The organism is Pseudomonas argentinensis (genome assembly GCF_001839655.2).
Taxonomy (GTDB): Bacteria; Pseudomonadota; Gammaproteobacteria; order Pseudomonadales; family Pseudomonadaceae; genus Aquipseudomonas; species Aquipseudomonas argentinensis_B.
This window is the reverse complement of sequence record NZ_CP056087.1, coordinates 1,826,713-1,849,801: the sequence shown is the minus strand read 5'-3', so window position 1 is coordinate 1,849,801 and position 23,089 is coordinate 1,826,713. Positions and strand designations below refer to the sequence as shown.

General features: G+C 63.7%; 27 protein-coding genes and 1 riboswitch. Of the genes, 10 read left to right on the top strand and 17 right to left on the bottom strand.

Features of this window, described 5'->3' with window-relative positions:
* Window positions 1–18: 18 nt before the first annotated feature.
* Window positions 19–648 carry a LysE family transporter gene (locus SA190iCDA_RS08130; protein ID WP_070887959.1) on the bottom strand — a complete coding sequence of 210 codons (630 nt, stop codon included), beginning with the start codon at window positions 646–648 and terminating at the stop codon, window positions 19–21.
* 156 nt (window positions 649–804) lie between these two features.
* Here SA190iCDA_RS08130 and SA190iCDA_RS08125 point away from each other — a divergent pair, with 156 nt between their 5' ends.
* The 3 genes from SA190iCDA_RS08125 (at window position 805) to SA190iCDA_RS08115 (ending at window position 3,729) form a co-directional block, all read left to right on the top strand.
* Window positions 805–1,770, top strand: a complete 966-nt coding sequence (locus tag SA190iCDA_RS08125; RefSeq protein WP_070887960.1) for a 2-hydroxyacid dehydrogenase — start codon at window positions 805–807, stop codon at window positions 1,768–1,770.
* Window positions 1,771–1,843: 73 nt separating this feature from the next.
* A complete protein-coding gene (locus SA190iCDA_RS08120) occupies window positions 1,844–2,842 on the top strand; it encodes a class I SAM-dependent methyltransferase (RefSeq protein WP_070887961.1) in 999 nt (332 codons plus the stop codon).
* Between the two features lie 58 nt (window positions 2,843–2,900).
* Window positions 2,901–3,047: riboswitch (yybP-ykoY riboswitch) on the top strand.
* Window positions 3,048–3,138: 91 nt separating this feature from the next.
* Window positions 3,139–3,729, top strand: a complete 591-nt coding sequence (locus SA190iCDA_RS08115) for a TMEM165/GDT1 family protein (protein ID WP_170834001.1) — start codon at window positions 3,139–3,141, stop codon at window positions 3,727–3,729.
* A 119-nt stretch (window positions 3,730–3,848) separates the two neighbouring features.
* On the opposite strand, the gene SA190iCDA_RS08110 is transcribed toward SA190iCDA_RS08115, so the two are convergent.
* The 4 genes from SA190iCDA_RS08110 to SA190iCDA_RS08095 form a co-directional block, all read right to left on the bottom strand.
* The gene (locus SA190iCDA_RS08110; RefSeq protein ID WP_070887963.1) at window positions 3,849–4,667 is read right to left on the bottom strand and encodes a M48 family metallopeptidase; all 819 of its coding nucleotides are present in this window, start codon (window positions 4,665–4,667) and stop codon (window positions 3,849–3,851) included.
* A 159-nt stretch (window positions 4,668–4,826) separates the two neighbouring features.
* On the bottom strand, window positions 4,827–5,444 hold the full coding sequence (locus SA190iCDA_RS08105) for an SOS response-associated peptidase (protein WP_070887964.1): 618 nt from the start codon (window positions 5,442–5,444) through the stop codon (window positions 4,827–4,829).
* Window positions 5,445–5,480: 36 nt separating this feature from the next.
* Window positions 5,481–5,741 carry a DUF2007 domain-containing protein gene (locus SA190iCDA_RS08100; protein ID WP_070887965.1) on the bottom strand — a complete coding sequence of 87 codons (261 nt, stop codon included), beginning with the start codon at window positions 5,739–5,741 and terminating at the stop codon, window positions 5,481–5,483.
* Window positions 5,741–5,923, bottom strand: coding sequence for a CPXCG motif-containing cysteine-rich protein (locus SA190iCDA_RS08095; protein WP_070887966.1), 183 nt, complete (start codon window positions 5,921–5,923; stop codon window positions 5,741–5,743). The genes SA190iCDA_RS08100 and SA190iCDA_RS08095 overlap by 1 nt, the downstream gene beginning before the upstream one ends.
* Before the next feature lie 135 nt (window positions 5,924–6,058).
* On the opposite strand from SA190iCDA_RS08095, the gene SA190iCDA_RS08090 reads away from it, so the two are divergent.
* Both SA190iCDA_RS08090 and SA190iCDA_RS08085 read left to right on the top strand, forming a co-directional pair.
* Window positions 6,059–7,222 (top strand): 1-acyl-sn-glycerol-3-phosphate acyltransferase, encoded by a 1,164-nt coding sequence (locus tag SA190iCDA_RS08090; protein ID WP_070887967.1) that lies wholly within the window; start codon window positions 6,059–6,061, stop codon window positions 7,220–7,222.
* 148 nt (window positions 7,223–7,370) lie between these two features.
* Window positions 7,371–8,576: an ISL3 family transposase gene (locus SA190iCDA_RS08085; protein WP_329610181.1), complete on the top strand. Its 1,206-nt coding sequence runs from the start codon at window positions 7,371–7,373 to the stop codon at window positions 8,574–8,576.
* A gap of 28 nt (window positions 8,577–8,604) precedes the next feature.
* Here the strand turns inward: SA190iCDA_RS08085 and SA190iCDA_RS08080 are convergent, their stop codons facing one another.
* A complete protein-coding gene (locus SA190iCDA_RS08080) occupies window positions 8,605–9,189 on the bottom strand; it encodes a YajG family lipoprotein (RefSeq protein ID WP_070884084.1) in 585 nt (194 codons plus the stop codon).
* A 143-nt stretch (window positions 9,190–9,332) separates the two neighbouring features.
* Between SA190iCDA_RS08080 and SA190iCDA_RS08075 the strand changes: the two genes are divergently transcribed.
* The gene (locus SA190iCDA_RS08075; protein WP_070884085.1) at window positions 9,333–9,527 is read left to right on the top strand and encodes a hypothetical protein; all 195 of its coding nucleotides are present in this window, start codon (window positions 9,333–9,335) and stop codon (window positions 9,525–9,527) included.
* Between the two features lie 478 nt (window positions 9,528–10,005).
* Window positions 10,006–11,508: a malate dehydrogenase (quinone) gene (mqo, locus tag SA190iCDA_RS08070; RefSeq protein WP_070884086.1), complete on the top strand. Its 1,503-nt coding sequence runs from the start codon at window positions 10,006–10,008 to the stop codon at window positions 11,506–11,508.
* A gap of 111 nt (window positions 11,509–11,619) precedes the next feature.
* Here the strand turns inward: mqo and rpoS are convergent, their stop codons facing one another.
* The 7 genes from rpoS to ispF form a co-directional block, all read right to left on the bottom strand.
* On the bottom strand, window positions 11,620–12,630 hold the full coding sequence (gene rpoS / locus SA190iCDA_RS08065) for an RNA polymerase sigma factor RpoS (RefSeq protein WP_070884087.1): 1,011 nt from the start codon (window positions 12,628–12,630) through the stop codon (window positions 11,620–11,622).
* Between the two features lie 109 nt (window positions 12,631–12,739).
* Complete coding sequence (locus tag SA190iCDA_RS08060) at window positions 12,740–13,558, bottom strand: peptidoglycan DD-metalloendopeptidase family protein (RefSeq protein ID WP_070884088.1); 819 nt, start codon at window positions 13,556–13,558, stop codon at window positions 12,740–12,742.
* Between the two features lie 91 nt (window positions 13,559–13,649).
* Window positions 13,650–14,579: a DUF368 domain-containing protein gene (locus SA190iCDA_RS08055; protein ID WP_070884089.1), complete on the bottom strand. Its 930-nt coding sequence runs from the start codon at window positions 14,577–14,579 to the stop codon at window positions 13,650–13,652.
* A 22-nt stretch (window positions 14,580–14,601) separates the two neighbouring features.
* Window positions 14,602–15,237 (bottom strand): protein-L-isoaspartate(D-aspartate) O-methyltransferase, encoded by a 636-nt coding sequence (locus SA190iCDA_RS08050; protein WP_167364665.1) that lies wholly within the window; start codon window positions 15,235–15,237, stop codon window positions 14,602–14,604.
* 29 nt (window positions 15,238–15,266) lie between these two features.
* On the bottom strand, window positions 15,267–16,019 hold the full coding sequence (gene surE / locus SA190iCDA_RS08045) for a 5'/3'-nucleotidase SurE (protein ID WP_070884091.1): 753 nt from the start codon (window positions 16,017–16,019) through the stop codon (window positions 15,267–15,269).
* Window positions 16,007–17,065 carry a tRNA pseudouridine(13) synthase TruD gene (truD, locus tag SA190iCDA_RS08040; RefSeq protein ID WP_070884092.1) on the bottom strand — a complete coding sequence of 353 codons (1,059 nt, stop codon included), beginning with the start codon at window positions 17,063–17,065 and terminating at the stop codon, window positions 16,007–16,009. Before truD ends, surE begins: the two co-directional genes overlap by 13 nt.
* Window positions 17,062–17,535, bottom strand: coding sequence for a 2-C-methyl-D-erythritol 2,4-cyclodiphosphate synthase (ispF, locus tag SA190iCDA_RS08035; protein WP_070884093.1), 474 nt, complete (start codon window positions 17,533–17,535; stop codon window positions 17,062–17,064). The genes truD and ispF overlap by 4 nt, the downstream gene beginning before the upstream one ends.
* Window positions 17,536–17,790: 255 nt before the next feature.
* Here ispF and SA190iCDA_RS08030 point away from each other — a divergent pair, with 255 nt between their 5' ends.
* Window positions 17,791–18,348, top strand: coding sequence for a Dps family protein (locus tag SA190iCDA_RS08030; protein WP_070884656.1), 558 nt, complete (start codon window positions 17,791–17,793; stop codon window positions 18,346–18,348).
* A 180-nt stretch (window positions 18,349–18,528) separates the two neighbouring features.
* Here SA190iCDA_RS08030 and fghA read toward each other — a convergent pair whose 3' ends face one another.
* Both fghA and SA190iCDA_RS08020 read right to left on the bottom strand, forming a co-directional pair.
* Entirely contained in the window at window positions 18,529–19,368 is an 840-nt protein-coding gene (gene fghA / locus SA190iCDA_RS08025; protein ID WP_070884094.1) for an S-formylglutathione hydrolase, read from the bottom strand.
* Between the two features lie 87 nt (window positions 19,369–19,455).
* The gene (locus tag SA190iCDA_RS08020) at window positions 19,456–20,568 is read right to left on the bottom strand and encodes an S-(hydroxymethyl)glutathione dehydrogenase/class III alcohol dehydrogenase (RefSeq protein ID WP_070884095.1); all 1,113 of its coding nucleotides are present in this window, start codon (window positions 20,566–20,568) and stop codon (window positions 19,456–19,458) included.
* 124 nt (window positions 20,569–20,692) lie between these two features.
* Here SA190iCDA_RS08020 and SA190iCDA_RS08015 point away from each other — a divergent pair, with 124 nt between their 5' ends.
* Together SA190iCDA_RS08015 and SA190iCDA_RS08010 are read left to right on the top strand one after the other, a co-directional pair.
* Window positions 20,693–21,580, top strand: coding sequence for a LysR substrate-binding domain-containing protein (locus SA190iCDA_RS08015; RefSeq protein WP_070884096.1), 888 nt, complete (start codon window positions 20,693–20,695; stop codon window positions 21,578–21,580).
* Between the two features lie 170 nt (window positions 21,581–21,750).
* Window positions 21,751–22,032: an HPF/RaiA family ribosome-associated protein gene (locus tag SA190iCDA_RS08010; RefSeq protein WP_236101119.1), complete on the top strand. Its 282-nt coding sequence runs from the start codon at window positions 21,751–21,753 to the stop codon at window positions 22,030–22,032.
* Window positions 22,033–22,047: 15 nt separating this feature from the next.
* Here SA190iCDA_RS08010 and ispD read toward each other — a convergent pair whose 3' ends face one another.
* A complete protein-coding gene (gene ispD / locus SA190iCDA_RS08005; protein ID WP_070884098.1) occupies window positions 22,048–22,758 on the bottom strand; it encodes a 2-C-methyl-D-erythritol 4-phosphate cytidylyltransferase in 711 nt (236 codons plus the stop codon).
* The gene (ftsB, locus tag SA190iCDA_RS08000) at window positions 22,755–23,033 is read right to left on the bottom strand and encodes a cell division protein FtsB (RefSeq protein WP_070884099.1); all 279 of its coding nucleotides are present in this window, start codon (window positions 23,031–23,033) and stop codon (window positions 22,755–22,757) included. The genes ispD and ftsB overlap by 4 nt, the downstream gene beginning before the upstream one ends.
* Window positions 23,034–23,089: the final 56 nt, after the last annotated feature.

The window sequence follows — 23,089 nt, the reverse complement described above, 5'->3', positions numbered from 1 at the left end:
GGGGCGCAATCGCGCCCCTTATTTCAGCTCGGTGAACGCCAGCTTGATCCCCAAGGCGACCAACACCGCGCCCATCAGCCGATCGAACCAGTGGCCCAGGCGCGCGAAGCCGTCGCGCACGCGCTGCTGGCTGAACAGCATCGCCACCAGGCAGAACCACACTGCCGTGGCAACGGCCAGGTAGACACCGTAACCGCCCTGCACGAGCAGCGGGGTGTGCGGGTTGATCACCACGGTGAACAGCGACAGGAAGAACAGCGTCGCCTTGGGGTTCAGGCCGTTGGTCACGAACCCGGTGACGAACGCCCCACGGGGCGTTCTCGCCGGGGCCGTGGCCTGCTCCTGAAGCGGCCCGGGCGCGGCGGGTCGGGCGCGCAGCGCCTTGAAGCCGATGTACAGCAGGTAGCCGGCAGCCAGCCACTTCAGCGCGTTGAACAGCACGATCGACTGGGACACGATCAGGCCGATGCCTAGTAGCGAATAGGCCACGTGAACGAAGATCCCGGTGCCGACGCCTAGCGCGCAGAACACCCCGGCGCGGCGACCATGGGCCACGCTTTCACGCACCACGATGGCGAAATCCGGCCCCGGGCTCGCGACGGCCAGCAGGTGAATGAGGGCAACGGTGAAGAACTCCATCCAGTACACGGCAACTCCAGGAATCGGCTGATTGATCGATGGGCAGAGGCTAGGGTCTGTTGACGATTCACCCATGGCCGCGCGCCCCGGCTGTGGGCAGGCGGCGGCGCGCTTCTGATAGGCTGCACTTTACTTCCCGACAGGACAGCCCGAAAGGTACAGCTGATGAGTAAAACAGGCCGCGCGGTGTTTCTCGATTATCGCTCCCTCGACCTCGGCGATCTGGACATGGCCCCGCTGCGGGAACCGTTCGCCGAACTGGTACTGCACGACCAGAGCAGCCCGTCGCAGATCATCGAGCGTTTGCAGGGGGCCCGTGTGGCGATCAGCAACAAGGCGGTGATCGACGGGGCCGTGCTGGCCGCCTGTCCCGATCTCGAGCTGATACTGGTCGCGGCCACTGGCACCAACAACGTCGACCTCGCCGCGGCACGGGCCCACGGCGTGACCGTGTGCAATTGCCAGGGTTACGGTACGCCCTCGGTGGCCCAGCACACCCTGGCGCTGCTGCTCGCCCTGGCCACCAGCCTGCCGGACTATCAGCGCGATATCCACGCTGGCCGCTGGCAGCAGTCGCCGATGTTCTGTCTGCTCGACCACCCCATCGTCGAGCTCGAAGGCAAGACCCTGGGCCTGCTCGGCCACGGCGAGCTGGGTAGCGCCGTCGCCAGGCTGGCTGAAGCCTTTGGCATGCGCGTGCGCTATGGCCAGTTGCCTGGCCGCCCGCCGCGGGCCGATCGCCTGCCGCTGGATGAACTGCTTGCCCAGGTCGATGCCCTCACCCTGCACTGCCCGCTGACCGAACAGACCCGCAACCTGATCGGCGCCCGGGAGCTGGCCTTGCTCAAGCCTGGCGCTTTCGTGATCAATACCGCCCGAGGCGGCCTGATCGACGAACAGGCGCTGGCCGATGCCCTGCGCGCGGGCAAGCTCGGCGGCGCGGCGACCGACGTGCTGACTCAGGAGCCGCCCAAAGACGGCAACCCACTGCTGGCTGCCGACATCCCGCGCCTGATCATCACCCCCCACAGCGCCTGGGGCGCCCGCGAAGCGCGCCAGCGGATCGTTGGCCAACTGGCGGAAGACGCGGCGGGCTTCTTCGCCGGGCAGGCCAAACGCCAGGTCAACTGATCGCCTGGCGCGTCGGGCTTGCAGCTTGCGGCCCAGGCCCCTACCCTTCGCGCTTTTGCCGGGGTTAGATCTGATGGATCCGCGAAGTGAAGTGCTGCTGCGCCAGGCCGAGCTGTTCGCTGGCCCCGCCCTGCTCGCGGGCCTGCCGGCCGATGATCTGCTGGCACACCTGCCCCAGGCCTCGGGCTGGGGTTGGCACGCCGGTGACCAGGCGAGGCTCGAGGCGCGCTTCGCCGGGCGCAGCACCTTCGACGTCGCACCACCGGCACCTGGTTTCGAGACGGCGGTGTTGTTCCTGCCCAAATCCCGCGAGTTGACGGCCTACCTGCTCGACGCCCTGGCCGCCCGCCTGCCTGGCAAGCTGCTCTACCTGGTTGGCGAAAAGCGCGCCGGTGTCGAGCGCGCGGCCAAACAGATGGCCGCCTACGGCACGCCGCGCAAACTCGACAGCGCGCGCCACTGCCAGCTGTGGCAGGTGCGCGTGGCTCAGGCGCCTGCAGAACCCGCTCTCGCCTCGCTGGCCCAGCGCTACAGCCTGCCGCTCGATGACGGCCCCCTCGAAGTGGTCACCCTGCCAGGGGTGTTCAGCCACGGCCGGCTGGATATCGGCAGCGCACTGCTGCTCAAGCATCTGGATCAGCTGCCAGGCGGTCATCTGCTCGACTTCGGTTGTGGTGCCGGCGTGCTCGGTGCGGTACTCAAACGCCGCTATCCGCACAGCCAGGTCAGCCTGCTGGACGTCGATGCCTTCGCCGTCGCAAGCAGCCGCCTGACGCTGGCGGCCAATGGCCTGCAGGCGGATGTCATCAGCGGCGATGGTATCGCCGCGGCCCCCGTCGAGCTGAGCGCCATCCTCAGCAACCCACCCTTCCACCAGGGCGTGCATACCCACTATCAGGCCAGCGAAGACCTGTTGCGCCAGGCCTCGCAACACCTGCGCAAGGGCGGCGAGATCCGCCTGGTGGCCAACCGCTTTCTCAAGTACCCACCGCTGATCGAAAGACATATCGGCGCCTGCCACACCCTGGCCGACGCCGATGGTTTCCGTATCTACCAGGCGCTCAACCCGTGAAGGCCCGCGCCTGCGGCACAGCGGCGCAGGCCTTGCCCAACGAACGGCGTTTGGGCAGAATGCGCGCGTCCTAGGGGAGTAGTCTCCCGCGAGCGCCCGCTCGCCCGGCATGCATCAACATACTTGGTCGGCTGACCATGGTGCGTGCGACCCAAGATCCGCCCAGACGGATCGGCGCCGTTCGGCTCGAACGCCGCACAGGGTTTGACAAGACCTATGACACGAACACCTTACCCGGGGCGGGAAGGCTGTACGTGTCATAGCCGTGTCTACCCGCCCCTTTAGGAACCTCGATGCTGGAATCTCTTTTCGTTCCCACCCTGATCGTTGCCCTGGCGGAAATCGGCGACAAGACGCAGCTGCTCGCGCTGTTGCTGGCCGCGCGCTTTCGCAGGCCCTGGCCGATCATCTGGGGCATGGTGGTCGCCACCCTGGCCAACCACCTGGCCGCGGGCGCAGTGGGCAACTGGGTAGCAGGCCTGCTATCGCCGGCGCTGCTGAGCTGGATCCTGGCGGCCTCGTTTATCGCCGTGGCGCTGTGGACGCTGATCCCGGACAAGCTCGATGACGACGAAAGCTCCAACCTCAAGCGCTACGGGCCGTTCCTGACCACGCTGATCGCCTTTTTCCTGGCGGAGATGGGTGACAAGACCCAGGTGGCGACGGTCATGCTCGCCGCCCAGTATCCGCACTTCATCATGGTGGTGCTCGGTACCACGCTGGGCATGCTGATCGCCAACGTGCCGGTGGTGCTGGCCGGCAACTTCGCCGCCGACCGCCTGCCGCTCACCCTGATTCGCCGACTCGCCGCCATCGCCTTCGCGGCACTGGCGGTCTATGCCGCCTACCAGGCGATGCTGTTGAGCGGGATCCTGAACGGCTGGTGAACGGTTCGAGACCGCTGCCGATCCAGACAGCGGCCTCGAACGAAGCCCGAGTGGCCAGAGCACGACCAGCTACCTGGTTGGCTAACCGGCCCGCTTCATGGCTGCCAAAGTCGCGAGGATCAGCTTTTCTTGGCCTGCTGATACAGCGGCATGACCTTGGGAATGGCTGCCTGCAGCGAGGCGATACGGCTCGACGAGGACGGGTGGGTGCTCATGAACTCCGGCGGCGCCCCTTCGCTGGCCTTGGCCATCTTCTCCCACAGGGTGACCGCCGCGTTGGGGTTGAAGCCTGCACGGGCAGCCAGCTCCAGGCCGATCAGGTCGGCCTCGTTCTCGTTGCTGCGGCTGTTGGGCAGCGTCATGCCGTAGTTCACCGCTGCATCGGCCAGTGCCATCTGATCCGAGCTCACGCCCAGCAGCGCGGCAGCGCCCTGCTTGGCCATGTTCAGCCCATAGGCCTTGGACATCGCCTCGCGGCCATGCTCACGCAGGGCGTGGGCGATCTCGTGACCCATGACCGCAGCGATTTCGTCATCGGTGAGCTTCAGCTTCTCGATGATGCCGCTGTAGAAGATGATCTTGCCGCCGGGGCCGCAGTTGGCATTGAGCTCAGGGCTCTTGATCAGGTTGACGTCCCACTGCCACTGCGCCGAATCCGGGCGGAACAACGGCGCCTGCTTGATCAGCCGATCGGCGATACGCTGCAGGCGTTTGGCATCGGCACTGGTCTTGTCCAGCACGCCTTGGCTGGAGGCCTTCTGCAGGGTTTCCTGGTAGGACTGGGCGTACATCTGGTTGACCTCATCGGTCGACAGCGCGCTGAACATGTACTGCTTGCGCTCGACACCTACCGCCCCACCGCTGGTGGTGTTGACGGCTTGGCATCCTGCCAGCAGCAGTGCCGCGGTCAGCGTGGTAATGGACAACGACGATTTCATGCTGGAGCTCCCTGGGAAATTGAGCGAGGTATGCTAGCAGGCTGTTGAAAAACTACCTACGTTGCCGCCGCGTCGTTAAAAATAGCCTCGCGTCAGTTGCCTCGCCTAGGTTGTTCAGCGGCCTGCTGAGGCTGCCGTATTCAAGCACAGGCCAATGCCTCAGGCAGGCGTCAGACACTCCGGCCCGTCGAGCTTCGGATCATTGACCAGATTGCTCAATACCCGTTCCCGCAGGGGCTGCGGTCTGCCGACGAGCAGCGCCTGCAGCTCCTCGAGCGGTGTGTCGGCCGCCAGCCAGCGCTGCCTGTCGTGTGCACTGAGAACCAACGGGCGGCGCAGCGTCGCGGCCGCCTGGGTGATCATCGCCGTGCTCAGGTAAACCTGCCCCTCGACGGGATAGGCCTCCCAGACCGCGGCGAAATACAGCAGCGACTCCTCGCTGCTCAGCCAGTACGGCCTCTTGCGCGCAGCACCGCGCCATTCGTAAAAGCCGTTGGCCGGAATCAGGCCGCGGCGCAGGCGAAACGCGTCGCGAAACATCGGCTGCTCGACCAGGGTTTCGGCGCGGGCGTGGGCCGGCGTTTTCGACAGATCCTTCAGCCAGGGGGGGGTCAACCCCCAACGCGCGCGAACCAGCGCAGGCTGTTCATGGTCGCTGCGCAATAACAGCACCTGGGAGCCAGGCGCGAAGTTCCAGTGGGGCTGCTGGTCAGCGGGAAAACCTGGCTGCGCCGCAAAGGCGGGGGTCCAGCGAAACAGCGCGAAGCGTCCACTCATGAAAGACTCATCGGGATGGGTGGGTGCGCCCGCTGTTCAACACAGCAGCACGCCCTGAACATTGTCCGGCTCGTCACCGGGTAGCGGTTGCGCACCATTGTACTCGGCGATCAGCCAGCGGGCGCGCTCGGTGTCGGCGTCCTCGACCAGCAGGCCGAGCAGGCCGCACGCCGGCAGCTCGCCCACCGCGCCAGCCAGATGGGCACCGACCAGATGCGCCTGGATACCTTCGCTGGCCAGCACGGCCTTGAGCAACTCGCCTTCCATCAGATCCCGCGGTTCGTAGACGCGCTTCATCAATCGTTCTCCCCCCGTACATCCAGCTGCCAACTCTGGCCATCGGTTTCGAGCAGGAACACGATGGGCCGGCAGCACACCGGGCAGTCCTCGATGTACTGTTGGTCACCGGCCGACAAGTCCAGTACCGCCTCGACCGGCTCGCCGCAGTTGGGGCAGTGATAATCCTGAGTTTCCAACATGGGGCGCCTCCGTGTGACTTGCAGGGTATAATGGGCGGTCTATTGCTGCGCCTCGAGTTGCCGTCACGGGTGATTACGGCACTGGGTCCAGCGCTTTCCACTCTTCAATCGCAGCGATAATCACAAGAGATCATGATGGGCGAATTCGACAGCATCCGACCCTATGCCGACGCGGAAATTCCAGCGGTTCTGGCGCGCCTGTTGGCCGACGATGCGTTTCTCGACATCCTTACCCAGTTTCGCTTTCCGCGCCTGGCCGGCCCGTTTGGCTGGCTGCTCAAACCTCTTATAGCCCATCGGCTGCGTTCGCAGTTCCGCCATATCGGCTCGGTTCGCGCCCTGCAGGAATCCATCGAGCCCTATATCGACCGCACCGTCGAGCACGCCACCGATGGCGTGAGCTATTCGGGCATGGAAACCCTGAAGGCCGGCAACCCCTACCTGTTCCTGGCCAACCACCGCGACATCGTCATGGACCCGGCCTTCGTCAACTACGCCGTGTACCACGCCGGCCTGCAGACACCGCGTATCGCCATTGGCGACAACCTGCTGCAGAAGCCCTTCGTCAGCGATCTGATGCGTCTGAACAAGAGCTTCATCGTGCATCGCTCGATTGCCGGTCGTCGCGAAAAACTCGCCGCCTACCAGTTGCTGTCGGCGTACATTAGCCATTCGATCCGCCAGGATGGCGAGTCGATCTGGATCGCCCAGGCCGAAGGCCGCGCCAAGGACGGTGACGACCGCACCGACTCGGCGATCCTCAAGATGTTCCATATGAGCCGCAAGGACGAACCCTTCGCCGAGGTCATCGCCAGCCTCAAGCTCACTCCGGTATCGATCAGCTACGAGTATGACCCCTGCGACCAGGCCAAGGCCCGCGAGCTGTACACCCGCGCCACCACGGGTAGCTACACCAAGCAGCCGGGCGAGGATGACAAGAGCATCGGCCTGGGCATCACCGGTTACAAGGGGCGCGTGCACGTGCATTTCGGCGACCCGATCACCAGTGGTTTCGAGGACGCCAAGCAGTTGGCCGCCCTGACCGATGCGCAGATCCTCAGCGGCTACCGCCTGTTCCCCGTGCATTACCTGGCCTATGCCATGTGGAGCGAGCGCGATGCGCAACTGGAGGTGCCGGCAGCCGAGTCACTGTTCGGCGCCGCCGAGCTGGCTGCCGCCAGGGAGCAGTGGCAGCAGCGCCTGAGCCGCTGCCCGAGCGAGCAACAGCCCTACCTGATCCTTCAGTACGCGATGCCGGTACGCAACCAGTACCGCATCAAGGCTGGCCTGCCGCTCTGATCGCAGCGGCGCGCGAGCAAGAAAAAGCCCCGACAGGTCGGGGCTTTTTCTTGGTTCTTCACGGAATCCCGGGAAACACAGAAACAAGAACGCCGATTTGATTGATGATGTTCGTGCGAGCAAACACATCTACCAAACCGGCGTTCTTATGCGCGATATTAATACTTTCCTTCCTTTTTGGGAGGGCTTTTCTGTCGTCACGATCAAGCCTGATGGCGACGCGCTTCAGATCGAACTGATTCCCCACGCCACCCGATTCCCTTCCTGTGGCGGCTGCCAAAAGCCCTGTTCAACCACTCATGAGTATTGCGAACGAACCATTCGCGATCTGCCGATTCTCGGCCGTGCGGTGCGCCTCAGCGTGTTGCTCAGGCGGGTGGGCTGTCGTGACTGCGGCAAGCGCATGGAGGCTGTCAGTTGGCTGGACCGCTATGCCCGCATGACGCGCCGCTTAGCCGAGGCAGTCATTCAAGCCTGCGAGCGCCTTCCCACGCTACACGTGGCTCAGATGTTCGGGCTGCATTGGGACACCGTTCGGTTGCTGGAGCGTCGAGCCTTGCAAGCGGCGTTGAGCGTTTTGCCAAAGGCGCAACCGCGACGCCTAGTGATGGACGAGTTCGCCCTTTTCAAAGGTCATCGTTACGCCAGTGTGGTGCTGGATGCGGATACCCGGCGAGTGCTGTGGATCGGTGAAGGCCGCAGCCGAGCGGCAGTCAGGCCTTTCTTCGAAGAACTGGGGCCAGAGGGTTGTGCTCGAATCGAAGCGGTGGCGATGGACATGAACACCGCTTTTGACCTGGAGGTTCGTCAGCACTGTCTCAACGCGAGAGTGGTCTACGACCTCTTCCATGTGGTGGCCAAATATGGCCGAGAGGTGATTGATCGGGTCCGCGTCGACGAGGCTAACCGGTTGCGCCACGACAAGCCTGCCCGCAAGGTCATCAAGCAGGCGCGATGGCTATTGCTGCGCAATCCGCAGAACTTGAAAGCGCCGGAACAACAGGTCCGTCTGGAGGACCTGCTAGCCGCCAACCAAGCGTTGATGACGGTCTATTTGATGAAGGCTGAACTCAAAACACTCTGGACGCCGAGTACTGCCTGGGCCTGGCGATCGGCCTGGAAGCAATGGCTGCGCCATGCCCAGGAAAGCGAACTACCGGCTCTGATCCAGTTCGCCAAACGACTAAAGACTTACTGGCGGGGCATCATCAGCCGGGTTCGCTGGCCGATGCACACCGGTCAGTTGGAAGGAATAAACAATCGAATAAAGGTGATCAAGCGGATGCCGTACGGTTACCGGGATAGCGAATTCTTTTTCATGAAGATCAAGAGCGTCTTTCCCGGCAATCCGTGATGAACCTTTTTCTTGGCTGCCGTCAGGCTCACTGACCGCTGAGGATCTGCCCCAGGGTCGGGTCCTTGAAGGCCCGCGTCAGTGCATCGCTCAACACGTCGCTGACCAGCTTGGTGTTGGTTTCCTGGTTCGGCGCCATGCCGAAACGCTGGTTCAGCGAGGCACCGTAGCGACCGCTGTAACGGCGATTACTGTTCTGCACGTCGGCGCGGAAGCTGGCGGTCATATTGGCTTCGGTGACGTACAAGCCTTCCTTGGGCGACTGGTACTTGAGCTCGGCCAGGGTCAGGGTCAGCTGCGGCGCGTTGTAGGCATTGGCCGACGGGGTGAAGCCCAGCAGGCGCACGGCCGCCTCGGCCTGGGCTTGCAGCTTGGGCAGTACGTCCTGGCCCGATACGCTGATGGCGCTGGTCTCCGGGTACAGGCCGCCACGGGTACCCAGCACCGGAGAGGGACGCCCATCGACGACACGCACCACGACCGGCTGGCCCTGACCCACAGGAGTCAAGGATCCGATCAGCCTGGGCTGCGGGCTGAGCTGTTGCGGGCTGTGGGCACAACCGACAAGAGCCAGACTGATAAGGGCAACCAGACCAAACAACAGGCGATTCATACTCGGTTCTCCATGAGGGGCGCTTAAGGCTCGCGAAGTATAACGAATCGACCTGTAAACGGTGAGCACGGTTCCGCGTCACCTCCTCGTCACATGCCGACGGTATAAGACTTTGGTCGCTTTGCATGAACGGAGCTTGTTTGATGCGTGCCCTCCTGCAGAAAATCTTCAACACCCGAAACCCGCGCATTTTTGCCCGCCTCGATGAACAGGGCATCTGCCGTGCATTTCGCCAGAGCGCCCAGCCGCCGGGGCCTGCAGGCTGGCACGAGGTCAACGAACAGCGCCTGACCTGGCTCGGCGCGCCCTTGCCTACAAGCGCATTCACCCGCCGCTGAGCGCCCGCCAGGGCGTTTTCGTACCCCGGTGGCGGGTGCAATAAAAGTCACACGCACCTGATCACTTCCCGCGCTTTCGCCTTATAATCGCGCCCCGATTATAAGGACGCCTCCTGATCGGCATCGCCGTACCGCTGATGCAGTCATGCCATCGGCAACGCCACAGAGAGTCGCCCACTTCGTGCTGCTCGATATCAGAGGCCGCCGCCATGCAGTGCCGCGTTTTCGCGGAACATCTGCCGGCTGGAACGGCCCAACAGGCACATGAACTTTTGAGGTTCGCGTTCCAAAAGAACGTGAAAAGACGGTTTCAATAACTTCACAAGAGTGTGGCGAACATATGAATCATCTTGCGGCAGGACACGGCGACCTCCTCCCGTCATTCCAATCCTCAATACAGCTCTGCAACCGCTGACAGGCGCTTTGCCGCCCAGGCCGACGGCCTATGACTGGACGCTGATTTTTTGGAGATGTGGTAATGGCGCAGAACGATTACGAAGCTGTAGATGTAGTGCTGGTCGGTGCCGGCATCATGAGCGCAACGCTGGCCGTGCTGCTCAAGGAGCTCGATCCGGGCATCAAGCTGGAAGTCGTCGAGGCGATGGACTTCGGTGCGGCGGAGAGCTCCAACCCGTGGAACAACGCGGGTACCGGCCACGCCGGCCTTTGCGAGCTCAACTACACCCCCGAATCCGCCGACGGTTCCATCGACATCAAGAAGGCGGTGAGCATCAACGCCCAGTTCGAGGAATCCAAGCAGTTCTGGGCCTACCTGGTCAAGAAAGGCACCTTTGGCGCGCCCAAGTCCTTTATCAACCCGGTTCCGCACCTGAGCTTCGTTCGCGGCCAGAAAGGCATCGACTACCTGAAGAAGCGCTTCGAGGCGCTGCACGTGCACCACGCCTTCGAGGACATGGTGTACAGCGAAGACCGCGCCACCATGAACGAATGGATGCCGCTGATGATGCCGGGCCGTGACCCGCACGAGCCGATCGCGGCGACCCGCGTGGCCAACGGCACCGACGTCAACTTCGGTGCGCTCACCAAGAGCCTGCTCGACCACCTGGTTCAGCAGAGCGAGGCGCGCGTGACCTTCAACCAGCGGGTGACCGACCTCACCCGCAACGAGCATGGCTGGCGGGTGAGCACCAAGGATCAGAAGAGCGGCAACCACCGCCAGATCCAGGCCCGCTTCGTGTTCCTCGGTGCCGGTGGCGGCGCCCTACCCCTGCTGCAGCTGTCCGGTATCGCCGAAGGCAAGGGTTTTGGTGGTTTCCCGGTCAGCGGCCAGTGGCTGCGCTGCGATAACCCGGAAGTGGTCAACCAGCATCAGGCCAAGGTGTACAGCCAGGCCGAAGTCGGCTCGCCGCCCATGTCGGTTCCGCACCTGGACACCCGCGTGGTCGATGGCAAGAAGTCGCTGCTGTTCGGGCCCTATGCCGGCTTCACCACCAAGTTCCTGAAGAAGGGTTCGTTCCTCGACCTGCCGATGTCGGTGCGCCTGAACAACATTGGCCCGATGCTGGCGGTGGCCCGCGACAACTTCGACCTGACCCGATACCTGGTCAAGGAAGTCATGCAGTCCCAGGAACAACGTCTCAATACGCTGCGCGGCTTCTATCCGGAGGCCAAGGCCAGCGACTGGCGCCTGGAGATTGCCGGCCAGCGCGTGCAGATCATCAAGAAGGACGCCAAGAAGGGCGGCATCCTGCAGTTCGGTACCGAACTGGTGGCCGCCCAGGACGGCTCCATCGCCGCCCTGCTGGGCGCCTCGCCAGGTGCTTCGGTGACCGTATCGATCATGCTCGACCTGATTCGCCGCTGCTTCCCCGCGCAGGCGGCGTCGGCCGAGTGGAGCAGCAAGCTGAACGAGATGTTCCCGGCACCGGCCTCGGTGCTGGTGAAGGATGCCGAGCAATACCGCGCCGTTCAGGCGCAGTCGGATGCGCTGCTGCAATTGCGCGATGCCGTGCCGGCGTAACCGGCCTATTGAAAACGGCGCCCTTGAGGCGCCGTTTTCATTCTCGTCCTACCACAGACAATAAAAAGCCAGTCAGCAGGCTGACTGGCCCAGGGCCTGGCAGGCCGGGTGTTACTGGAACAGCGAGTCGGCGGAAAGGCCGTTCTTCTCGAGTATCTCGCGCAAGCGCTTGAGGGCCTCGACCTGAATCTGCCGCACGCGCTCACGGGTAAGGCCGATTTCCTGGCCGACCTCCTCGAGCGTGCAGCTCTCATGCCCGCGCAAGCCGAAGCGCCGCACCACCACCTCGCGCTGTTTCTCGGTCAGATCCGAAAGCCACTGGTCGATGCTTTGCGAAAGGTCGTCGTCCTGCAGCAGCTCGCAGGGATCCGTGGGGCGATCATCGGTAAGGGTGTCGAGCAGCGTCTTGTCGGAGTCTGGCCCCAGCGACACGTCCACCGAGGAAACGCGCTCGTTGAGGCCCAGCATGCGCTTGACCTCGCCCACCGGCTTTTCCAGCAGGTTGGCGATTTCTTCGGGGGAAGGCTCGTGATCGAGCTTCTGGGTCAGCTCCCGCGCGGCGCGCAGGTAGACGTTGAGTTCCTTGACGACGTGAATGGGCAGTCGGATGGTGCGGGTCTGGTTCATGATCGCCCGCTCGATGGTCTGCCGGATCCACCAGGTCGCGTAGGTGGAGAAACGGAAGCCGCGCTCCGGGTCGAATTTCTCCACGGCTCGGATCAGGCCGAGGTTGCCTTCTTCGATCAGGTCCAGCAGCGACAACCCGCGGTTCACGTAGCGCCGGGCGATCTTCACCACCAGCCGCAGGTTGCTTTCGATCATGCGTTTGCGCCCCGCGGGGTCGCCCTTCTGCGCCAGACGCGCAAAGAACACTTCTTCTTCAGGGGTGAGCAGCGGGGAGAAACCGATTTCGTTGAGGTACAGCTGAGTGGCGTCGAGCGCCCGGGTGTAGTCGATGTACTTGTGCTGCTTGCTGCCACTGGGCTGCTTGGTCTTGCTCCGCGTGGCGACCTTGGCAGTAGGCGCCTTGTCGTTAGCCTCGTAAAGATCGATATCCGGCTCCATCAGGAGCACGTCCTCATCGATGTCAAACTCCGGCGCTACCTTGGTATCGAGTGCCATTTTATTGTTCCGTCCCTTGCTGAGTTCGACCAGCAAGCCCTGATGTGCGCGTCTCCTTGGCAACATCAGAGCCCGTCCAACCCACGTGAAGGGGTGAACGAGCGACAGATCAACGACGTGGCAGGTATTGCATTGGATCTACCGGCTTACCCTGGCGGCGAATTTCGAAGTGAAGCTTCACCCGGTCAGTTCCCGTGGAACCCATCTCGGCAATCTGTTGCCCGACCTTGACCTGCTGCCCCTCACCCACCAACAGCCTGCGGTTGTGGCCGTAGGCACTCACGTAGGTATCGCTGTGCTTGATGATCACCAATTCGCCGTAGCCCCGTAACCCACTCCCGGCGTAGACAACGGATCCACCAGACGCAGCAAGGACAGGCTGTCCCAATTCACCTGCTATATCAATGCCTTTATTCAAACTACCGTTTGAGGAAAAACGGCCGATAATCGCACCACTCGCGGGCCATGCCCAGCCTGTCGCCGAACGCTGAACGGGCTCCACTGGCGTGGTGGCAGGGGTTACCACCACTGGTGTCGGCGGACGGCTGGTAGTTTGCGCCGGGGGCGCCTGCACCGGCGTGGAGGGCCGGCCGGGCGTGGTCACCACTGGCGTCGAGACGCTCGGTGCAGAGGCCGTAACGGGTCTGCTCGCGCTGCCCGAACCGAAACGAATCACCTGGCCAACGCGAATCAGATACGGCGGCGCAATGGCGTTATGGGCAGCCAGCGCTTTCCAGTCCCAGCCGTAACGAAAGGCGATCGAGTAAAGTGTGTCCCCACGTTGCACGCGGTACTGGCCGGAGGTCACCGGCTGGCGCTGTGACGCCGTGCTGTTGCGATCGACGACCTGCACACCACCGGAGTGCGAGCTGGCGCAGCCGGCCAGCAACGCACCCATGGCCGTCAGCACCAGCAGGTTGCGCAGCATGCCCGAGGAGCGATGTCCTTGCTTGGCTGTGGAACTCACCCCAATCTCCCTTGCAAACGGCCTCGAGCGACCGGTAACGAACGCCGAAACGTCACACCTCTTCAACCTGGCGGCGGCGCGCCAGCCATTCAACACCCAGAACCAGCGCGATGGCGCACAGGCTCAGCACGATGGCCAGCAGCAGTTGCGCACCCTCGCCGCTGGCATCGGCAAACTGCCATGGCAGTAGATTGACCTGCTCGAGTGGAAACGATTCACCATGACGATTGGTTTGCCAGGTCAGGGTCTGCTTCCAGGGCCAGACCTTGACCAGCGAACCGAGCATCAGCCCGGCGAGAAAGGCCATGGTCAGGTCGCGCACGTGCGAGAGCAGCCAGCTCAACGCCTTCGAAAAGACCAGCAGGCCAAGCATGCAGCCGGCGCAGAATACCGCCAGCACGGCGACATCGAGGTTCTTGATCGCCCCCAGCACCACCGGGTACAGCCCCAGCAGCACCAGAATGAAGCTGCCAGAGATCCCCGGAAGGATCATCGCGCTGATGGCAATGGCGCCAGCCAGAAACAGCGTCAGCGGGTCAGCGGCCAGCTGCATGGGCGCGGCCAGGGTAATCCACAGCGCGAATGCCAGGCCGACGGCGAAGCTGGCCACCCGGTTGGTGCGCCAGGCAGTGACCTCCCGCCCTACCAGGTAGACGGAAACCAGTACCAAGCCGAAGAAGAATGCCCACAGCGGTATGGGGTGCTCGTGCATCAGGTAACTGATGACCCGCGCCAGAGTGAGGATGCTGCTGAGGATGCCCAGCATCACCACCAGCAGAAAGGTGGCGTTGCATGCCTGCCAGGCTGCCACCACACGACCACGCAGAAGCAGCATCAGCGCCTGGGGAATGGCCGCGAGCGAAGCAAGAAGCTTGTCGTATATACCGGTGATCAGGGCAACGGTGCCGCCGGAGAATCCAGGCACCACGTCGACCGCGCCCATGGCCATTCCTTTGGTATAGAGCAACAGGGTTTTCTTCATGCATCCATCCGTTCGATTCGAATCAGGCCAGTGGGCCGTTAAGCAGGGGCACGAACCGTACCGCGTCGAGTACGTGCCGGGAGAAACCCTGTTCCTCGCGAATGATCAATAACAGTTGCTGAACGTCACCTGAACCAACGGGAATCACCAGGCGACCGCCTGGAGCCAGTTGATCGAGCAGCGCCTGGGGCACTTCCGAGGCCGCGGCGGTCACGATGATGCCGTTGTAAGGCGCCAGTGCCGGCCAGCCCTCCCAACCATCGCCCCAGCGAAAGACCACGTTGCGCAGGCTGAGTTTGACCAATCGTTCCTTCGCCCGTTCCTGCAGGCCCTGAATGCGCTCGACGGTGAACACCCGCTCGACCAGTTGCGCCAGGATCGCCGTCTGATAACCGGAGCCGGTACCGATCTCCAGCACCTTGTCCAGCGGGCCGGCGGCGAGCAGCAACTCGCTCATGCGGGCCACCATGTAGGGCTGCGAAATGGTCTGGTTATGACCGATCGGCAGCGCCGTGTCTTCGTAGGCACGATGGGCCAGGGCCTCGTCGACGAACAGATGACGCGGCGTGCGCCTGATCACCTCGAGCACGCCGGCGTTGGACAGCCCTTCATCGTAAAGTCGCTGGATCAGGCGCTCGCGGGTGCGCTGCGAGGTCATGCCAATCCCGTGGCGGTCATGCTCCCGATTCATGTCATCAACCCCTCCAGCCAGGGTCTGAGGCGGTTGAGTCCTTCCTGATAGGTGCGGTCGAGCTGCAGCGGAGTAACCGACACGTAACCCTGCAGCACGGCGTGGAAGTCGGTGCCCTCGGCGCCATCCTCGACATCACCGGCGGCGGCGATCCAGTAGCCGGCCTTGCCCCGCGGGTTGACGTCCCTTACCGGTGCGGCGGCGCGGGCCCGATGGCCCAGGCGGGTCAGCTGCACGCCCCGGATACGATCGAGCGGCAGGTTCGGTACGTTGACGTTGAGCACCGTGCGCGGCGGCAGGTCGAGCTGCTCGTGGGCCGCGACCAGCCGGCGGGCGAAATGGGCTGCCGTGGGCAGGTTCTCGGCCGAACGGGAGGCCAGCGAGAAGGCGAACGCCGGCCGGGCCAGAAAGCGGCCTTCCAGGGCGGCGCCGACGGTACCCGAATACAGCACGTCGTCACCCAGGTTGGGGCCCATGTTGATGCCGGACACGACCAGATCCGGCATATCGGGCAGCAGGCCGTTGATGCCCAGGTGCACGCAGTCGGTGGGCGTGCCATTGAGGCTGATATAGCCATTGGCCTGCGTGCAGGGGTGCAGCGGGCGATCCAGGGTCAGCGCGCTGCTGGCGCCGCTGCGGTCGCCGTCGGGAGCGATCACCGTGCAGTCGGCGTAATCGGCCAGCGCAGCGTGCAACGCGGCGAGGCCCGGTGCGGCCACGCCGTCATCGTTAGAAATCAGAATACGCATGGGTTGTCCGTCTGCCCTGCCGGCAAAAGCTCGACGATTTCGCGCACCAGAGCGGTGGCGAAACATCCAGCCGGCAGAACGAATTCCAGTTGCAGAATGTCAGGCTCGGGATAATGCCACGTCAAACCGCTAATGGGGAGGCGCAGGATACGCCGTTCGTGCGCCATGTCCGCTTGTGCGAGCCAGCCTGTCAGCTGCGCCTCGGCAGTGGCGACGCGCTGCTCGAGATCGCCGGTGCCGCCCTGGGCGGGCGAAGCGCCCTCCCCCCACAGCGGCCCGGTGGGATGCAGATCCAGTTCAGCCAGGCGAGGATCCCGGCATTCGGCCTCGCCGGCCGCGAAAAAGCTGCGGCTGTCGGTGAATGCCAGCAGATCGCCCGGCAACGCCTGGTTCCAGGTGCCTGCTGCCACCCGCTCGGCCAGTACCCGGTTGAACACCAGGCTACGCGCCGCCGACAGCACCCGCGAGCGCACATTGCGCTTGTCCGGCACTTCGCCGCGCTCGGCGAAGTGCCGGGCGTGGGCCACGTTGCCGCCCTCGTACCCGAAGCGCTGGGCGCCGTAGTAATTGGGAATGCCCTGATCGCGAATGACCTGCAGGCGCTGATCGAGCGCGGCCCGGTCGGGCTGCAGCGCGGTCAGGCGCAGGGTGAAACCATTGGCGGCGTGGGCACCCCGTTGCAGTTTGCGGGTATGGCGCACCTGCTTGAGGATGGTCAGGGTGTCGTCCTGGGCCGCCGTCAGGTCGGGATCCAGCTTGCCGGGCAGATGGAGGCTGAACCACTGCCGGGTCAGCGCCTGCTTGTCCTTCAAACCGGCGTAGCTGATCATCCGCACCGGCACACCGGCGGCGCGCGCCAGACGACGCGCAGCATCCTCGGTGTTCAGCCCGCGTTTTTCGACCCACAGCCACAGGTGCTCACCAGCGCCGGACAGCTCGATGTCCAGCACTTCGTCGACTTGAAAATCTTCGGCGGTCGCCTTGAGCACGGCGTGCCCGCAGGGTTCGCCATGGGCGCGCGGGCCGAGCAGTTCCAGTTCGGTCATGCGCTGACCAGCAAGGCGACGGCGTGCACGGCGATGCCTTCCTCGCGCCCCACGAAACCGAGCTTCTCGGTGGTGGTGGCCTTGACGTTGACCTGATCGAGCTCGACCTGCAGGTCTTCGGCGATCAGTGCGCGCATGGTCTCGATATGGGGGGCCATCTTCGGCGCCTGGGCCTCGATGGTGGCGTCGACGTTGCCGACCTTCCAGCCCTTGGCGTGCACCAGGCCGAGCACGTGGCGCAGCAGCACCCGGCTGTCGGCACCCTTGAAGTTGGGGTCGGTATCGGGGAAATGCTTGCCGATGTCACCGAGCGCCACGGCGCCAAGCAGGGCGTCGCTCAGCGCGTGCAGCACCACGTCGCCATCGGAATGGGCAACCAGGCCGAACCTGTGGGGGATGCGTACGCCGCCCAGGGTGATGAAATCCCCCTCGCCGAAGCGATGCACGTCGTAACCATGGCCAATCCGCATGAGCCGTTGCCCTCGCAAAAAGACCGATTCTACCCGAAAGCGCAAGGCGAGGCGGACTTGCCGGCGATCGAGGCGGCCTGGGAACCTCGAGCATCCCCACCCTCGCGATCGGCCGGCGAAAGGTGGCTTCACCCTCCGATTACTCGCGACGGAGCGCCTCGGGGGAGACACCACGACGAAAAACGTGGGAATGTTTTTGCCCTTGCAGGAGTCGACAAGAGGTAGCAACGATTTCCAGCAACCATGGAGAACATCATGGCCGTAGTAAAGAAACCGGCAGTCGCTAAACCCAAGGCCAAGGCCGCACCGAAAACCGCGCCGTCGAAACTCAAGGGCGATTGCCTGAGCATCAACACCAGCGTCGATGGCGGTGCTCGCGAAAAAGTCGCCGAAGCGCTGACCAAGGCAGTGGCCGACAGCTACACCCTGTACGTGAAGACCCTGGGTGTGCACTGGAACGTGCAGGGCGCCAACTTCTATGGCCTGCACAAGCTGACCGACGAGCAGTACAACGAATTGCACCAGGCCGCTGACGAGATCGCCGAACGCATCCGTGCCCTGGGCAAGCTGGTGCCGACCGGTGGCGAAACCTTCCGCTCGCTGACCGTGATCGACAACGAGGCGCCCCACGGTACTACGCCGCAGATGATCAAGCAGTTGGTGCTGGACAACGAAATCGCTGCCCGCCGTATGAACGAGTTCGCGGAGTTGGCCGAAGAAGCTGGCGACCTGTTCAGCCACGACATGCTGGTGGCGCGTATCGGCGTGCACGAGCAGAACGCCTGGATGCTGCGTTCCAGCCTGGGCGAGTAATCGCTGGGCGACAAGAAAGGGCGCTGCGGATCTGGTTCGCAGCGCCCTTTTAATTCATTAAACTCTATATCGCTTCGCGGGCATGGCCCGCTCCCAAAAAGCCGCTCAATAACTATCTGTGGAGCGGGCGGGGACGCCCAGTCCATGCCCGCGAAATGCTTTTGCTACCGACCAGAAGCATCAGCCTACCAACGCCTCGGCATGATGACGCAGGTGATCCTCGATAAAGCTGGCGATGAAGTAATAGCTGTGGTCGTACCCGGGCTGCAGACGCAGGGTCAGAGGATGCCCTGCCGCCTTGGCCGCCGCCTCCAGCGCCTTGGGCTTGAGCTGACCGTCGAGGAAGTCGTCACGGTCGCCCTGGTCGACCAGAATCGGCAGTTTTTCCGCGGCCTCGGCGATCAGCAGGCTGGCATCCCATTCGCGCCAGCGCGAACGGTCTTCGCCCAGGTAATGGCTGAACGCTTTCTCGCCCCACGGGCAACTGACCGGGTTGGCGATCGGTGAAAACGCGGAAACCGACTGGTAGCGACCCGGATTCTTCAGCGCGCAGATCAGTGCACCATGGCCGCCCATGGAATGGCCGGCGATACCGCGCTTGCCGGAGACCGGGAAGTTCGCCTCGATCAGCGCCGGCAGTTCCTGCACCACATAGTCGTACATGCGGTAATGACGCGCCCAGGGCTCCTGGGTGGCGTTGACGTAGAAGCCGGCGCCAAGGCCGAAGTCATAGGCGCCGTTGGCGTCATCCGGCACGCCCTCGCCCCGCGGGCTGGTGTCCGGCGCGACGATGATCAACCCCAGCTCGGCCGCCATGCGCTGGGCGCCGGCCTTCTGCATGAAGTTCTCGTCGGTACAGGTCAAACCGCTCAGCCAGTACAGCACCGGCAATTTGGCGCCCTGCTCGGCCTGGGGCGGCAGGTAGACGGCGAACACCATGTCGCAGTTGAGGCTGGAGGAACGGTGCCTGTAGCGCTTGTGCCAGCCGCCGAAGCTCTTGTTGCTGGATACGATTTCCATGAAGCCCTCCGGGCAGCGTCAAGCTGCAAGCCCCAAACTGCAAGCAACGCGCGCGACTTGCAGCTTGAGGCTTGACGCTGCCGCTGGTTAGTAATGGATGACGGTGCGGATGCTCTTGCCTTCGTGCATCAGGTCGAAGGCGTCGTTGATCTTGTCCAGGCCCATGGTGTGGGTGATGAAGGTATCCAGCGGAATCTCGCCGCTCTGGGATTTTTCCACATAGCTCGGCAGCTCGGTGCGGCCCTTGACACCACCGAAGGCGCTGCCGCGCCAGACGCGACCGGTCACCAGCTGGAACGGACGAGTGCTGATCTCCTGGCCAGCACCGGCCACACCGATGATCACGCTCTCGCCCCAGCCCTTGTGGGCGCATTCCAACGCCGCGCGCATCAGTTGCACGTTGCCGACGCACTCGAAGCTGTAGTCCACGCCGCCGTCGGTGAGTTCAACGATGACATCCTGGATCGGCTTGTCGTAATCCTTCGGATTGACAAAGTCGGTCGCCCCCAGCTCACGGGCCACGTCGAACTTGGCCGGGTTGATGTCGATGGCGATGATCCGCGAAGCCTTGGCCATCTTGGCGCCGATGATCGCCGCCAGGCCGATGCCGCCCAGGCCGAAGATCGCCACGGTGGCGCCCTCCTCCACCTTGGCGGTGTTGAGCACGGCACCGATGCCGGTGGTCACGCCACAACCGAGCAGGCAAACCTTTTCCAGCGGCGCCTCCTTGGGGATGACGGCCAGGGACACTTCCGGCAGCACGGTGTACTCGGAGAAGGTCGAGCAGCCCATGTAGTGGTAGATCGGCTCGCCGTTGTAGCTGAAGCGGGTGGTGCCATCGGGCATCAGGCCCTTGCCCTGGGTGGCGCGCACCGAGCTGCACAGGTTGGTCTTGCCCGACAGGCAGAACTTGCACGTGCGGCATTCGGCGGTGTACAGCGGGATCACATGATCACCGACGGCCACCGAGGTCACGCCCTCACCGATGGCTTCGACGATACCGCCACCTTCATGGCCTAGGATCGACGGGAACACGCCCTCGGAATCGGCACCGGACAGGGTGTAGGCATCGGTGTGGCATACGCCGGTGGCGACGATGCGCACCAGCACCTCGCCGGCCTTTGGCGGCTCCACATCCACTTCGACGATTTTCAACGGCTCGTTCGGGGCGAAGGCTACGGCAGCGCGCGACTTGATCATGATGGGGCTCTCCAGATGAATTGCGATGGCAACGAGTGTAATAGAGCCATCGACGGAGATAATCAGGCAGAATGCAAAACATTATTGCTCTTCAGGGATAATCATCCGTCATGCTGGAGGCTCCATGAATCGCTGGGAAGGCCTGGATGAATTCGTCGCCGTGGCCGAATGCGGCCAGTTCACCGCAGCGGCCGAACGCCTGGGCCTGTCATCGTCACAGGTGAGCAGGCAGATCGCCCGCCTCGAGGAGCGCCTGCACACTCGCCTGCTCTACCGCACCACGCGCAAGGTGGCGCTGACCGAGGCCGGCCAGACCTTTCTGCAACACTGCCAGCGCTTGCAGGATGCCCGTGAAGAAGCCCTGAACGCCATGGGTGATCTAGGCAGCGAGCCCAAGGGCCTGCTGCGCATGACCTGTGCGGTGGCCTACGGCGAGCGCTTTATCGTGCCGCTGGTCACCGCGTTCATGGCGCGCCATCCCAGGCTTTCGGTTGAGATCGAGCTGAGCAATCGCACCCTCGACCTGGTTCAGGACGGCTTCGACATCGCCATTCGCCTCGGCCGCCTGCAGGACTCGCGCATGCTGGCAACCCGCCTGGCACCACGGCGCATGTATCTGTGTGCATCGGCCGACTACCTGCAGCGCTATGGGCGCCCGCACAGCCTCTCGGAACTGGCACGGCACAATTGCCTGATCGGCAGCAGCGACGTCTGGACCTTTCAGCTCGAAGGCCGTGAAGCTTCGCAGCGGATCAATGGCAACTGGCGCTGCAACAGCGGCCAGGCCGTGCTGGACGCGGCCCTGGCCGGGCTCGGTTTGTGTCAGCTGCCGGATTACTACGTGCTCGAGCACCTGCGCAGCGGCGCCCTGGTGTCGCTGCTCGACAATCATCAACCGCCCAATACCGCGGTATGGGCGCTGTACCCCCAGCAGCGGCACCTGTCGCCCAAGGTCAGGCAATTGATCGACGCATTACGTTACGGTCTCGCCCAGCGCGCCGAATACGCCTGACTGCAGGGGCTCGGTGCCTGGCGCTCATAGAATGTCACAAGCGCCGGCGAACCCTGCCTTTGAGGTTCCGTCGTAACCCATGAGGCCCCTGTTTGGGTCGATGCCACCCCCAGTACGAGGACATGGTTATGCAGGTCATGGTCAACAGCGGAAAGCACGTCGACACCTCAATGGCATTCAAGACTGACATCCGCGGTCGAGTGCGCGACAAGCTCCAGCGCTACGAGGAGCATCTCACCCGGGTGGAAATCCACCTCTCGGATGAAAACGCCCTGAAGAGCGGCCCCCAGGACAAACGCTGCAAGGTCGAAGCACGGATGAAAGGTCGCGATCCGATGTCGGTTTCCTTTGATGCCTGCCAACTGCAGCAGGCCATCGACGGCGCCATGAACAAGCTGACGGCGGTGCTGGAACGCAACATCGGCAAGAACGCCAAGAAGTGGATTCACTGAGCCCCTGGCGGTGACTCAGTGGCGGCCTCGCCAGAGGCGCTCCAGATAGTGCAGGTCTTCCGGGCGGGTGACCTTGAGGTTGTCCGCCCGGCCTTCGATCAGCCGCGGCGCCTGCCCGGCCCATTCCATGGCCGAGGCCTCGTCGGTGACCGCGACATCCGATACCAGGGCTTCGGCCAGTGCCTGGTGCAAGGCGCCGAGGCGGAACATCTGCGGCGTGTAGGCCTGCCAGATCGCCGAACGATCGATGGTTTCGCGCACCCGGCCATCACTGTCCACGCGCTTGAGGGTATCGCGGGCCGGCACCGCGAGTAGCCCGCCCACGACATCGTCGGCCAATTCAGCCAGCAGAAGATCGAGATCGGACTGCGCCAGGTTGGGCCGTGCGGCATCGTGCACCAGCACCCAGTCCTGCTCAGCGGCGCCCAGCTCGCTCAGGCGAAGCAAGGCATTGAGCACCGAGTCGGCGCGTTCGGCGCCACCGGCGGCGGTATGGATTCGCCCATCGCGGGCGCAATCGAGAGATGGCCAGAACGGATCGCCCTCGGCCAGACTGACCACTAGGCCTCGCAGACAAGGGTGATCGAGAAAACAGTGGAGGGTGTGTTCGAGAATGCTCTTGCCGGCCAGCTGCAGGTATTGCTTGGGCTTGTCGGCACGCATGCGGCTGCCGATGCCGGCGGCCGGAATCACCGCCCAGAACGACGGCAGATCAGGTGTGTTCATTCAGCCAACTGATAGAGGGTTTCGCCCTCCTTGACCATACCCAGCTCATGACGGGCACGCTCCTCGACGGTTTCCATGCCCTTCTTCAGCTCCATCACCTCGGCTTCGAGAATGCGGTTGCGTTCGAGCAGGCGTTCGTTCTCGCCCTGCTGGTCGGCGATCTCCTGCTGCAGCTCGGTCACCTGGGCCAGGCTGCCCTCGCCCACCCACAGGCGATACTGCAGGCCTGCAAGCACGAGGATCAGAACGAGAAAAAGCCAGTAGGGACTACGCATGGCAGGTGAGGCACTCGGGTAGGAAAGGGTCGCTGCGGCGGACATCCGTGGATTCT